This is a genomic window from Corynebacterium segmentosum (genome assembly GCF_900637825.1).
In the GTDB taxonomy this organism is placed as follows: Bacteria; Actinomycetota; Actinomycetes; order Mycobacteriales; family Mycobacteriaceae; genus Corynebacterium; species Corynebacterium accolens.
Genome location: NZ_LR134408.1, coordinates 192,635 through 204,895, shown reverse-complemented (window position 1 = coordinate 204,895; position 12,261 = coordinate 192,635). Strand labels below are relative to the sequence as shown.

General features: G+C 59.2%; 10 protein-coding genes and 1 tRNA gene. 6 read left to right on the top strand and 5 right to left on the bottom strand.

Going from position 1 to position 12,261, the window contains the following annotated elements; all coding sequences use genetic code 11:
• Positions 1 to 37 precede the first annotated feature (37 nt).
• A complete protein-coding gene (locus tag EL217_RS01030; RefSeq protein WP_005276491.1) occupies positions 38 to 361 on the bottom strand; it encodes a WhiB family transcriptional regulator in 324 nt (107 codons plus the stop codon).
• Between the two features lie 145 nt (positions 362 to 506).
• On the opposite strand from EL217_RS01030, the gene EL217_RS01025 reads away from it, so the two are divergent.
• Positions 507 to 2,978, top strand: coding sequence for a transglycosylase domain-containing protein (locus EL217_RS01025; protein WP_126318071.1), 2,472 nt, complete (start codon positions 507 to 509; stop codon positions 2,976 to 2,978).
• 3 nt (positions 2,979 to 2,981) lie between these two features.
• Here the strand turns inward: EL217_RS01025 and EL217_RS01020 are convergent, their stop codons facing one another.
• Entirely contained in the window at positions 2,982 to 3,446 is a 465-nt protein-coding gene (locus tag EL217_RS01020) for a GatB/YqeY domain-containing protein (RefSeq protein WP_005276488.1), read from the bottom strand.
• A gap of 43 nt (positions 3,447 to 3,489) precedes the next feature.
• Here EL217_RS01020 and EL217_RS01015 point away from each other — a divergent pair, with 43 nt between their 5' ends.
• From EL217_RS01015 to EL217_RS01005, 3 genes are all read left to right on the top strand, one after another.
• The gene (locus EL217_RS01015; RefSeq protein ID WP_126318069.1) at positions 3,490 to 4,377 is read left to right on the top strand and encodes a metallophosphoesterase; all 888 of its coding nucleotides are present in this window, start codon (positions 3,490 to 3,492) and stop codon (positions 4,375 to 4,377) included.
• A gap of 67 nt (positions 4,378 to 4,444) precedes the next feature.
• Positions 4,445 to 4,518, top strand: a tRNA-Pro gene (locus EL217_RS01010).
• Positions 4,519 to 5,057: 539 nt separating this feature from the next.
• A complete protein-coding gene (locus tag EL217_RS01005; RefSeq protein WP_023028168.1) occupies positions 5,058 to 5,261 on the top strand; it encodes a hypothetical protein in 204 nt (67 codons plus the stop codon).
• 533 nt (positions 5,262 to 5,794) lie between these two features.
• On the opposite strand, the gene EL217_RS00995 is transcribed toward EL217_RS01005, so the two are convergent.
• Complete coding sequence (locus tag EL217_RS00995; protein WP_005280862.1) at positions 5,795 to 7,159, bottom strand: CitMHS family transporter; 1,365 nt, start codon at positions 7,157 to 7,159, stop codon at positions 5,795 to 5,797.
• Between the two features lie 352 nt (positions 7,160 to 7,511).
• Entirely contained in the window at positions 7,512 to 8,975 is a 1,464-nt protein-coding gene (locus EL217_RS00990; protein WP_126318065.1) for a hypothetical protein, read from the bottom strand.
• A gap of 84 nt (positions 8,976 to 9,059) precedes the next feature.
• On the opposite strand from EL217_RS00990, the gene EL217_RS00985 reads away from it, so the two are divergent.
• The gene (locus EL217_RS00985; RefSeq protein ID WP_126318063.1) at positions 9,060 to 9,614 is read left to right on the top strand and encodes a hypothetical protein; all 555 of its coding nucleotides are present in this window, start codon (positions 9,060 to 9,062) and stop codon (positions 9,612 to 9,614) included.
• Between the two features lie 116 nt (positions 9,615 to 9,730).
• On the opposite strand, the gene EL217_RS00980 is transcribed toward EL217_RS00985, so the two are convergent.
• A complete protein-coding gene (locus EL217_RS00980) occupies positions 9,731 to 11,281 on the bottom strand; it encodes a catalase (protein ID WP_126318061.1) in 1,551 nt (516 codons plus the stop codon).
• A gap of 183 nt (positions 11,282 to 11,464) precedes the next feature.
• Between EL217_RS00980 and EL217_RS00975 the strand changes: the two genes are divergently transcribed.
• Positions 11,465 to 12,007 (top strand): RNA polymerase sigma factor, encoded by a 543-nt coding sequence (locus tag EL217_RS00975; RefSeq protein ID WP_005276476.1) that lies wholly within the window; start codon positions 11,465 to 11,467, stop codon positions 12,005 to 12,007.
• Positions 12,008 to 12,261 lie beyond the last annotated feature (254 nt).

Sequence of the window (12,261 nt, the reverse complement as noted above, 5' to 3'; positions counted from 1 at the left end):
CACCGCTGTCGGGCGGGCAATTACCCCTCTGACCGCCTTAAATGCCGACGAGTTCGCCGCCCTTAGCCAGGTAATTGGCCCAGTCTGTGATGTGGGGGTTCTTGCGCAGCAGCGCGCGGCGCTGGCGCTCGGTCAACCCGCCCCACACGCCAAATTCCACACGGTTATCAAGGGCATCCGCCCGGCATTCCGTTAATACCGGACAGTGGCGGCAAATGACGGCGGCTTTGCGCTGTTCAGCGCCGCGCACGAATAATGCGTCTGGGTCCTCATTGCGGCACTTTGCTTGAGTAACCCACTCACCACGCTCGGGATTTCGGGCTGTATTGGACATTCCCGCAGTCTTCACTCGAACGGTCATGGGTGAGTGTTCTCCTTCCCAGACGGAATACTATGTACCGAGGCCTGAGTCTATTCACTAGAACGCGGAATTGTCTACGAGGTCACACTTTAGGGGGTGCAGGTCACCTTCCCCATTGCCAGGCAGACCACGTAGGGTATTGGGGGTGACTGTCTTCAAATCTTTGTCCAAGATAGCCCTGTCCACGGTCTTGGTAGCCGCGCTCATCGCGCTCGCGCTCGCCCCCTTTGCGGGCATTTCCGGCGTGGCGATCGCCCGCACCAACCAGACCATGCAATCGGACCTGCAAGATCTAACAGCGGGCAATATCCCCGGCGTCACCACGGTGCAAGACGCCTCGGGCAAAGATATGGCCTATGTCTATAGCCAACGCCGCCACCCCGTAAGTGGCGATGAGATTTCGGACGCGATGAAAAACGCCATCGTCTCCATTGAGGATGAGCGCTTCTACGAACACGGCGGCGTCGATCTCCAAGGCAATTTCCGCGCCCTGTGGACCAACCTCACCTCCGGCGGGGTCTCCCAGGGTGCGTCCACCATTGACCAGCAGTACGTCAAGAACTACCTCCTGTTGGTCTCCGCGCAGACCGATGAAGAACGGGCCGCGGCGACCGAGCAGTCCGCCACCCGCAAGCTGCGCGAAATGCGCATGGCAACCCAGATGAATGAGGAATTGGATAAGAAGGAAATCCTCACCAACTACCTCAACCTGGTCTCCTTTGGTAACCATGCCTACGGCGTGGAGGCCGCCGCGCGGACCTATTTTGATAGCCATGCCGCAGATCTCACGGTGCCGCAGGCGGCGATGCTCGCGGGCATGGTGCAGTCCTCGGAGCGCCTCAACCCCTTTACTAATGAGGAAGAGGTGCTTGACCGCCGCAACGTCGTGCTCCAATCCATGGTGGATAACGGCTATCTGGAGCAGGCGGATGCGGATGAGTATAAGGGGGAAGAATTGGGCGTCGGCAAGCAGCCCAATACCCTAGACAATGGCTGCATCGGCGCAGGTGATCGCGGCTTTTTCTGCGACTTTGTGCTGCAGTACCTCGAGGAAAAGGGCATTAACCAAGACCAGCTCGCCCACGGTGGATACACCGTAAAGACCACGCTGGACCCGCAGGTGCAGGATACGGCGCTATCCGCGGTGCAATCGCATACCAACCCGGATGCCCAGGGTGTGGCCGAGGTCATGGACGTTATCGAGCCTGGTACGTCGGACCGCAAGGTCTTGGCCATGGTTTCCTCCCGCGCGTACGGGCTGGACCAAGACAATAATGAAACCCTGCTGCCGCAGACCAACTCCTTGGTGGGCAATGGCGCTGGTTCGGTCTTTAAGACTTTTACCGCCGCGGCCGCCATCGAGGCAGGCTACGGCATTAAAAATACGGTGGATGTGCCCACCCGTTACGAGGCCGAAGGCCTTGGCCACGGCGGCGCCGATAACTGCCCCGCCAACCGCTACTGCGTGGAGAACGCGGGCAATTATAAGGCCACAATGTCGCTGCAAGAGGCGCTGGCGCACTCGCCCAATACGCCGTTTATCAAGCTCACCGAGCAGGTTGGCGTGGCGCCCATCGTGGATATGGCGGTGCGCCTTGGCCTGCGCTCCTACGGCGACAAGGGCACCTTTGATAAGGACACCTCCATCGCTCAGCGCACGAAGGACGCCAATTCCGGTTCCTTTACCCTGGGCCCCACCCCGGTCAATCCGCTGGAGCTATCCAATGTGGGCGCCACCATTGCCTCCAATGGCCGGTGGTGCGAGCCCAACCCCATTGACAAGGTCCTGGATAAAAACGGCAACGAGGTCTACCTCAAGGAAACCCCGTGCGAGCAGGCAGTAGACCAAGACGTGGCCCACGCCCTGTCCAATGCGCTGTCTGAAGATGCTACGCAGGGTACCGCCAAGGACGCCGCCCAGGCCGCCGGTTTTAGCTCCCCCATCGCCGCCAAGACCGGCACCACCGAGTCCAACCAGTCCTCGGCATTTTTGGGATTCAACGACGGGCTCGCCGCCGCTCCTTATATTTATAACGACGGCACCGATACCCAGCCGCTGTGTACCTCCCCCGTGCGCCAGTGCACCGGCGCCGGCAACCTCTTTGGTGGCTTGGAGCCCGCGCAGACATTTTTCACCATGGCATCGCAGCTGCCGCGGGCTACCCAGAGCGGGCTGCCCAATTACAATAAGAAATACGATGACGGCACCACCGGGGACAAGCTGCTCGATAGCGTGCGCGGGCAAAGCGAGTCCCAGGCCCGCAGCGCCCTTGAGGCCCGGGGCTACGTGGTAAAGACCTCCCGCGTCGTCGGCGGGGACGTTCCCTACGGCCGCGTGGTGCGCGCAATTACCGGCAAGGATGGCAAGAAGGAAGGCGCGGAGATTACGCTGCAGCTTTCCGATGGCTCCCCTGCCACCCAATCCCCCTCCAGCGGCGTCGGCAGTGCGAATGCCACCGGCGCACAAAATAACACCGGCAGCGCGAACACTACCGGTGTGAGCAACGAGGGAGGACATGGTGCCGGCGATTTCAACCTCAGTCCTGAGGACTTTGGAATCCGCCAAGAAGATATCGATAACTTCCGCAACGATATCCGCAGCCTCCTCGGCCACTAAAGCTTAATTAAGCTGGCCTTTTACCTCTGCGGAAAGGCGCTTGCCGTCGGCCTGGCCGGCGGCTTTTGCGTTGGCCACCTTCATAACCGCACCCATCTGCTTCATGGTGGGTGCTTCACCGTTTTCCTTTTCTACCTCAGCAATTGCCTCTTCTACCAAGGCCTTAAGCTCCGCGTCATCGAGCTGGCGCGGCTGGTAGGCCTCGAAAAAGGGGACATCGACAAGCTCAGCCTCTGCCAATTCCGGGCGGCCGTTTTCTTCATAGACCTCCGCGGACTCGCGGCGCTTTTTAATCTCGCGCGCGATGACCTTGAGGATGTCTTCATCCTCCAGCTCGTGGCGGGAGCCGGTAGTTTCCTCGGCCTGGATTGCCGCGAGCAGCGCGCGAATGGCGCTGGTGCGCTGCTTTTCCTTGGCCTTCATCGACGTTTTCAGATCTGCTCGGATAGTATCTTTTAGCTCGCTCATGCCTTTCAATATACGTCCATTTAAGGCAGGTAGTGTAGAAGCTGTGAAACTTCAACGGATTCTTGGCGGCGTCGCCGCCGGCCTAGGTGTTGCTGCTTGGGGCTTTAGCGAGCTCAACAAATTCGAGCTCAAGGAATATACTCTTCCGCTCCTGCCCAAAGGCACCCTGCGCGGCGAAGAAGAGTTCCGCCTGCTGCATATTTCTGACCTGCACATGATCCCGGGGCAACAGACCAAGATCGATTGGGTCTCTGCCCTCGATGCGCTGGATCCAGACCTCGTGGTCAATACCGGCGATAACCTTTCCGATAAGCAGGCCGTGCCCGATACCCTGCGCGCGCTCGGCCCGCTTCTCGCCCGGCCCGGCGTCTTCGTATTTGGCACCAATGATTATTGGGCACCCCGCCCGGTCAATCCCTTCAAGTACCTGCTGGGTAAAAAGCGCGAGCCCTCCTACGTTGACCTGCCCTGGCGCGGCATGCGCGCGGCCTTCGTGGAGCACGGCTGGTACGACGGCAACCAAGCCCGCCACGAGTTCAAGGTGGGCAATGTCCGCCTCGCCGTAGCTGGTGTGGACGATCCGCACCACGACTTGGACGATTATTCCGAAATCGCCGGCCCGCCCCACGAGGATGCCGATCTCTCGCTCGCGCTCCTCCACGCCCCCGAGCCGCGCGTGCTCGAAAAATTCGCCGCCGATGGCTATCAGCTTTCCCTTTCCGGCCATACCCACGGCGGGCAGGTGTGCCTGCCTGGTTCGCGCGCCATCGTGACCAACTGCGGCATCGACCGCCCGCGCGCACAGGGCCTGCATGACTTCGGCCCGATGAAGATGCACGTCTCCAATGGCCTGGGTACCTCCAAATTCGCCCCGGTGCGTTTATTCTGCCGCCCCTCAGCCACCCTGCTGCGGATCACTGAGGTGGACTAGACCTGCCGTTTTGCCGATCTCATTCAACGTGCGTTAAAGTATCTCAGTACTGCTTTTAAGCAGTGACCGGGATATGGCGCAGGTTGGTAGCGCGCTTCGTTCGGGACGAAGAGGTCGCAGGTTCAAATCCTGTTATCCCGACAGCAGCCCGCAGGAAACTGCGGGCTTTTTCGGGTTAAATAGCAAAAAGTGTGTCTGGGTTTCAGCGTAAGCCTTGGTTAGCTTGTCTAAATAGGAGCTGAATAAACTGTTGTGGCTTATTCGGTCCTGCTGTTTGTTCAATCCATCGGAATGGCACCGGCATGTGGTATGCAGTGCGTTGGTTGAATTTTCCGATGCCCACTAACCGACCACGATACCCTATTTGTGCAGGACAAATGAAGAAAATGGCACAATACTCAAAGGTGGGATGAACATAACATTGGCTTCTGCGTTCACCGACCTTGATACCCAGACCTGATGAATGTAGGGACGGGATAAGATCACCCCCTGTTTGGGGTTCCTTTCTTTCGATATTCTAGACACCCGAGCCAGAACCACAAGCTCAGAGCGCACACAGCCTCAAGCAAGTGCACCGCTGTCACACTTTATGAGAAAATGGACAGCAGCCCGACGGAGACAACCAACGGGAAACCCAACCGGATTTAAACTGGACGGGTTGAACACAGAAAGGACGCAGCATGAGCAACACGCTTCACAAGAACGCGGCTGATTGCGGGAAGATGCTGGCATTTTCGGACTCTGCAGGTCGCGTAACCCACGTTGCGAAAGAAGACATGAACCAAGATATCGAGCTTCTTTACTCGAACCCCGATGCCCTTCGCGTATTCCGAGATAGCTTGGAAGATTACGCAGACGGCCGATTTGTGGATTTTGAACTCTAACTGACCAGCAAGAATAAATGCCACGCTTCAAGATCCAGTTTGCCCTATCCGCCGCAGAAGACCTTAAGAAAGCGCTAGCCAAGTATCCCGACAAGAGGAAAAAGGTCAAGAAAGCAATTGGGTTCTTGGAAGACCCAGGCCCTTCATACCCAAGCCTTAACACGCATACCATGAAGGGTAAGACGGCCAATAATGGTGAGACCATCTATATCTCTTATGTAGAGAATCACAGTCCCCAAGCATGGAGGATTTACTGGTGCTACTGGGGACCTGACAATATTAGAGTTCTGTACGTTGGCCCCCATGAATGAAGCATAACCACCGACAAAATCTTCAAACCCGCCTTCGTCTGTGAAGGCGGGTTTCTTCTTCAGGCTGAAGTCTCCTAGGTTTTATTCCGTTTGAGTAGATGACAAAATCTGGAACACTTCAAACTGCGTTTCCCAACGGAACCGACTACGGAAACCGATGGTGCAGGTGGGCGGGTGGTTTCGCAAAAGACCCTTCGCCTTGGATTCCAGGGCCACCGTTTCTTAGGCCAGCATTCCGGTAAAGAATGCGATGGCAACGAGGAAGATGGAAAATACCCATGCGATGGGGAAGGCTATCTTGAGGTACTTGCCCATCTGGCCGTCCGCCAGTCCCAACGCCAACCACAGCGCCGGCGAAAATGGGGAGACGAAGGTTCCGACCACGTTGCCGATGATAAGTGCGCTCGCAGCGCCCATACCGCTGACGCCGAAGGACTCCACCGTGCCCTGGACAATGGGCAGTACCGAGAAGTAATACGCATCCGTGGAGGTCAACAGATCCAGCGGAACCCCAAAGAATCCCACGATGACGTGCAGGTACGGCGCCACACTTTCCGGCAGGATATTCACCAGGCTCAGCGCGATTTCTTCCAGCATCTTAGTCTCATTGAGCACGCCCAAGAACATCGCGGCCGCGATGATCACTCCGGCCATGGACAAGGCGTTGGGGGCGTGACGCCGCAAGGCGTCGCCCTGCTCCATCGCGCCGTCAAAGTTGACCACCAAGGCAATGGTGGTAGCAATGAGGAATGCGGGCGCTGGTGGCAACAAGCCCGAAAGCAGGGCGGCAAGCACGGCCAAGGCGACGACGATATTCGCGATGGTCACCCACCGTGCTTTCCGGTACCTGAACCCAAGTTTCTGCTGTTCTTCGGCCTGCTTGGCGGAAAAATCATCCGCCAACGAATTCACGTCCACTGAAATGGCGCCCTTAATCTCGCCGCTTTCCTGCAGCTTGGCCAAGCGGCGCTTTTCGCGCCACCCCAATAGGGCTGCGATGGCGAAGATGAGGACCACCGCCACACCCTGGATGGGCAATAGGTGCAGCCAGATATCGTTGGGGTCTTGCTCAACCACCGCACCGGCGCGCCCCAGCGGCCCGCCCCACGGGACCATATTCATCACTGAAGCGGCCAGGGCCACGATAGTAATCAGGACGTAGCGCGACATGTGCAGCGCCCGGTACAGCGGCAGCAATGCGGGAATCGTAATAAGGAAGGTCGTGGAACCCGATCCATCGAGGTGCGCCACGATGCCGATCGCTGCCGTACCTATGGTCACGGCCATGACATTGCCGCGGGTCGCCTTGATAAGGCTGCGGATTACCGGGGTAAAAAGGCCCACATCCTGCAGGATGCCGAAGAAGATAATGGCGAAGATGAACATCACCACGACGTTGATGACAGAGCTTAAGCCTTCGCCAAAGAAATCCGCGATATCTTCTATGCCGAAACCGGCTATCACAGCGCCGATGACGGGCACCAGGGTCATGGGAATAATGGGATTAACGCGGCCGCGGATGAGGATGCCCACCGTTACAAAGATGATGGCCAATCCCATCAGGGTCAGCCCGAGGGAGGTCTGCATTGCGCTCCTTTAAATGTCACTGGCGCCCGCGCGGCGCACGCCATTAGCCAAAAGACGTATGGCTAATGTTAAACATTACTGTGTGGTAGCGCACATTTCTGCCCATAACCGCATAAAACAACCCCACCTCACCGTGGATATATAGCTTTGGGTAAAAACGGGAAACGACGCGGCGCCCCTACAGCACCGCGTCGTCCCTATTCCCTATCACTCACAACGGCGCAAGCCGCTCGCCTACCCCCTAAGTAGGCGGTGTGAGCACTAGTAAGAATAACACTTATCGTATTCCAGCCATAGCGCTGGCAAATATTGCCAGCTTTATACAAGCTTTTGTCTATTTAAGTATAAATTTTCATACTTTAGCGCCGGATTTTTGAATCTTTTTGACAGGAACGAGCCATTTCACTGCACTCAGGCCCACCAGAGTGATAGCACCCAAGACGCCAAGGCCCGTCCACAGCACCACGGCCTCCCCGTCGTTGCCAGCCACGGTCACGGCGGCCGTCGTCCAGTTCAGCGGCAAAAGGTTGGCCACTACCTGCCATACCTTGTCCACCCCGGCGATGGCCGCGGATTTCCACAGCCAGCCCACCAACGCGGTCTGCCCAATGCCAAAGAGCGCAGCGAGGATGGACCCCACGGTCATGCCGCACAGTTCGAGCAGGCCGCGCACGATAAGCGCGGAGGACAGCGCACCCAGGAAGAGCGCCCCGCCGGCGGCCACGGCGGCGATGGGAGTAATGCCGATGGACAGGACGTAAAGCAGGCTCTCCCCGATGGCCACCGCTGCCAGCGAGCCGCCGAGGACCATCAACCACGGGCGGAATCCCAGTTTCCACGCCACCCCGGCGGCGGATCCGGCCAGCAGGACGAGCGCGGAAATGAGCATGGCGATGACCGGGCTCAGCTGGCGCGCATCCTCCTCCGCGGCCACGTGTGCGGGCGGCAGCGCACGCTGCACCTCACCCAGGTTCGATTGGTTTTGTTCTGCCATGCCGGTGAGCTTGCCGGCGCCATCGTCAAGCTTGCCCACCCCATCGAGCGCCTCATCCACGCGGCTATTAAGTTCCGCGATGGACTGGTTGAGCTGCTGCGCGCCAGCCACGGCCTGGTTAATGCCGTCGTGATAGGCATAGCCGCTTACCGCCAGCTGATTGGACAGATCGCGCGAGCCATCCTTGAGCTTCTTCAACTCCCCGGTCAGGGATTCATCGAGGCGGAAATTTTCCACTTGCTTGCGCAGATCCCCCAGCTGAGAGCGGACCTGTTTCGCTTCCTTGGAATCATTTCCCTCCAAATCGCGCACCGTGCCATCAATGGCCTCCAGGATTTGGCCTTGGACGGCTCCCAGGCCCACGACCTGGTCGACGGCCCCGCCAACGGTATTGGCCAGCTCCGTCGCCCCTCCGCCGAGGGTATTCGTCCCCGACTGCAGCTGGTTCAGCCCCGCCACCAGCTCTTGCGAACCGCCGGCGAGCTTGTCGACGCCCTCTCCTAGCTCCCCCGCACCCTTATCCAACTCGCTGGTGCCCTTGTTCAACCGGTCCGCCCCGGATTTCAAGATGCTGGCCTGCGCCTGGGCGCGGCTGGCGGCCTCGGCAGCTTCCTTGAGCTCTGGCGATGCCGAATTCGCCTGCGGTGCGCCATAAGGCTGCGCGGCGCTCGACCACGCGTGCGCCGGCTCCCACTGCGACCAGGTCGCCACTGCGGTACCAACGATAAGTGGTACGGCGAGCAATACGAGCAATAAGAGCGTGCGCCACTGCGAGGAACTCGCGGACGCAGTAGACGCGGTCGAGGCAAGGCTTTTGGTCATGCTAGTAACCTATCGCTGCAGGTCATTCCCTTTCTGCAGGCGCGCCGATCCCCGCGCATAACAAAGAGAATCTACTATTAAGACATGCCTATCCCCCGAAAATCCGTTCTCTCCCGCACGCTAGCCTGCGCGGCCGCGTTTCCGCTGAGCATGGCACTGGTGTCCTGCGCCGATGATGCCGATAACTCCGCCAACCCTAGCGAGCCCCATTTTTCCGATGCCGTGGCGCAGTCCAGCTCCAGCGCTACAAGCTCCACGGAGGAGACGACGGCTACTACATCCGATGCCCCAGCAACCTCGCCCGCACAGACGCACGCGCAGCAGCCCACCCCGCAAGAGGTCACGGTCACCACGACCGCCAAGAAGGCCAAGGGCGATTGCTCACCAGCATCCTTTGCTCCCCTAGCCCCCGATATGAGCAATATTGTGGTGCTCGATTGCGATGGTACTTGGGCACACTTTGGTCAAAACCAAACAGATTGGCTCGTATGGGCCCACTTTGTCGATGGCGCATGGACGGTCATCCGCCCGATTGGCCAAGCCACCTCGGGGATGAGCGAGCCGTGCTATGACGTGGATAAATGGCTTAACCAGGGCGCGCCTCAATTCGTTGCAGACGATATGCGCCGCTGCAATTAGCCCGGCGTAGAAAAATCACAAAAGCCGCCTCCGACCAACTGCCCCAGTTCACAGCAGATGGTCGAAGGCGGCCTGTGTCTTATGCCTCTAAGAAGCAGTACAAGCGCAGCGGCGGGCTACTTCTTTTCAGCGAAGACCTCGCGCACGCGCTGACCCAAGTCCGGGTGGACGTTGGTCCAGTACTGGTACACGCGCTCTTCGGTTTCTTCGGAGACGCCGGCCATCGCGTTGGTGATATTGGTGACCAGGCGCTCCTTGGCGGCGTCGTCGTAGACGTTTTCGTACAGGTCGCGAGCTTGGACGAAGTCATCGTCTTCCGCGTGGCGCACGTACGGCGCGCGGACCAAGTCCTGGCCGTGAGGATCCGGGTTCACGTAGAGGTCCGCCGCAGTGGTGGTCTCGAGGTCCTCGCGGTTGTTGACGGAGGCATCGTCAAGCACGCCCGCGCCCTTCGCATGTCGGTTGGGCGAGTACACCGGATCCTCTGGAGCATTGTAGAAATACTGCATTGGGCCCTCGTGCTCGTAGGTATTGACCTTCTCCGCATTGCGCGGCTGGTTGACCGGCAGCTGCTTGTAGTTCGGCCCGATGCGGTAGCGCTGCTGGTCAGCATAGGCAAAGACACGAGCCTGGAGCATCTTATCCGGGGACAGGCCAACGCCCGGCACGATATTGGAGGGATCGAGTGCAACCTGCTCAATCTGGGCAAAGAAGTTGCGCGGGTTGCGGTTGAGCTCAAAGTAGCCCACATCGTGCAGCGGGTAGTCCTTCTTGGACCAGACCTTGGTCAGATCGAAGGGGTTGAAGCGGTAGTCTTCAGCCTCAGCAAGCGGCATGATCTGCACCTTGACGTCCCAGATGGGGTAGTTGCCCTCTTCAATGGCGTTGTAGAGGTCCGCGCGGTGGCTATCCGGGTTCTTACCGGCTTCCACGGTGGCCTCTTCATCGGTGAAGTTCTCTACGCCCTGGCGGGAGATGAAGTGGTACTTGACCCAGAATGCCTCGCCGTCCTCGTTGACCCATTGGAAGGTGTGGGAACCGTAGCCATTTTGGTGGCGGGTGGTCTTCGGGGTGCCGCGGTCACCCATCAGGTAGGTCACCTGGTGAGCGGATTCCGGGTTGCGGGTCCAGAAATCCCACTGCATATCGGCATCGCGCAGGCCATTAGCACCCAGGCGCTTTTGGGAGTGGATGAAGTCCGGGAACTTCATGCCATCGCGCAGGAAGAATACCGGGGTGTTATTGCCCACAATGTCGAAGTTGCCGTCTTCGGTGTAGAAGCGCAGGGCAAAGCCGTGCACGTCGCGCCAGGTATCCGGGGAGCCCTGTTCGCCGGCGACGGTGGAAAAACGGCCCATCATTGGGGTGACGGTGCCCTTTTGGAAGACCTTGGCCTTGGTGTAGGCGGACACATCTTCGGTGATGTGCAGCTCACCGAAGGCGCCGTGGCCCTTGGCATGCGGGGTACGCTCAGGCACGCGCTCGCGGTTGAAGTGGGCGAGCTTTTCAATGAGGTGAATATCGTTGAGCGCGACCGGACCCTGGGGGCCGGCGGTCACGGACGTGTTCTCGGACGGCACGGGCTGGCCGGACGGACGGGTCGTGGTGCCCTTACCTGCGGGACGCTGTCCCTTGTTCAGGATGTCATCAGCAGTGGAATCAGTCATGGTATGTCTTTGCCTCCTGGCAATCAGTCGATAATTTGGGGTCAATTATCAATCACGGACAACCCATAGTTTACTACGTTTAACGGCGCCGCGCTACTTTGCGCGCGCATGTGTTGATTGCTCGTGCCCCAGCCACCGCAACCTTGGATAAGAAATCCAGGTGCTACTGGTAGATTCATTCAGGTGACCCACCACTCCGCAGCAGACGACGCCCGCGTCACCGAGCTCGCCCTCCGGGCTGGGCGCGGCGACCGAGCAGCGCTTACGGAGTTCATCAAGGCCACCCAGGATGATGTCTGGCGCCTGCTCGCCCACCTGGGCGGCCCCGAAATCGCCGACGACCTCACCCAGGAGACCTACCTGCGCGTCATTGGCGCCTTGCCGCGCTTTGCCGCCCGCTCTTCCGCACGCACCTGGCTGCTCTCGCTGGCCCGGCGCGTGTGGGTGGATAATATCCGCCACGACATGGCCCGGCCCCGCAAGTCCGCCACGCAATACGAGGACGCAATGAGCTCCGCCGCGGAAAATTCCGGTTCCTGGAGCGATTGGATCGATGCCCGTGCGCTTATCGATGCCCTGCCAGCCGACCGCCGCGAAGCCCTCATCCTCACCCAGGTGCTGGGCTATACCTATGAGGAAGCGGCCAAGATTGCCGGGGTGCGCGTTGGCACCATCCGCTCCCGCGTGGCGCGCGCCCGCAAGGACCTCATTGAGGGCGCAAATTAATACCCCCGAATGTTCGAGCGCCTAGACGTATACTTTCGCCGCAATACTTATCAAAGTGCAGGTACTTAGGGCAGCGCAGCGGGCGCATGCGGCCTGAGGTCGGGGTAGAAAAATACTAAAGTGACACGATTTCAGCTGTGAAGTGACGGGTGAAATGTGATTCTATTAGATACACACACGTGATAAATCGACCGTCGATCCGGGCCCGCGCGTTCCCAAAGCCGGGCCCGGCGAGTGTGAGTAAGAGAGTTTCT

What these genes read in the sequence shown, in the direction of transcription:
- EL217_RS01030 (WP_005276491.1), bottom strand. Translation starts at nt 361, where the DNA reads ATGACCGTTCGAGTGAAGACTGCGGGAATGTCCAATACAGCCCGAAAT.
- EL217_RS01020 (WP_005276488.1), bottom strand. Translation starts at nt 3,446, where the DNA reads ATGAGCGAGCTAAAAGATACTATCCGAGCAGATCTGAAAACGTCGATG.
- EL217_RS01005 (WP_023028168.1), top strand. Translation starts at nt 5,058, where the DNA reads ATGAGCAACACGCTTCACAAGAACGCGGCTGATTGCGGGAAGATGCTG.
- EL217_RS00995 (WP_005280862.1), bottom strand. Translation starts at nt 7,159, where the DNA reads ATGCAGACCTCCCTCGGGCTGACCCTGATGGGATTGGCCATCATCTTT.
- EL217_RS00990 (WP_126318065.1), bottom strand. Translation starts at nt 8,975, where the DNA reads ATGACCAAAAGCCTTGCCTCGACCGCGTCTACTGCGTCCGCGAGTTCC.
- EL217_RS00985 (WP_126318063.1), top strand. Translation starts at nt 9,060, where the DNA reads ATGCCTATCCCCCGAAAATCCGTTCTCTCCCGCACGCTAGCCTGCGCG.
- EL217_RS00980 (WP_126318061.1), bottom strand. Translation starts at nt 11,281, where the DNA reads ATGACTGATTCCACTGCTGATGACATCCTGAACAAGGGACAGCGTCCC.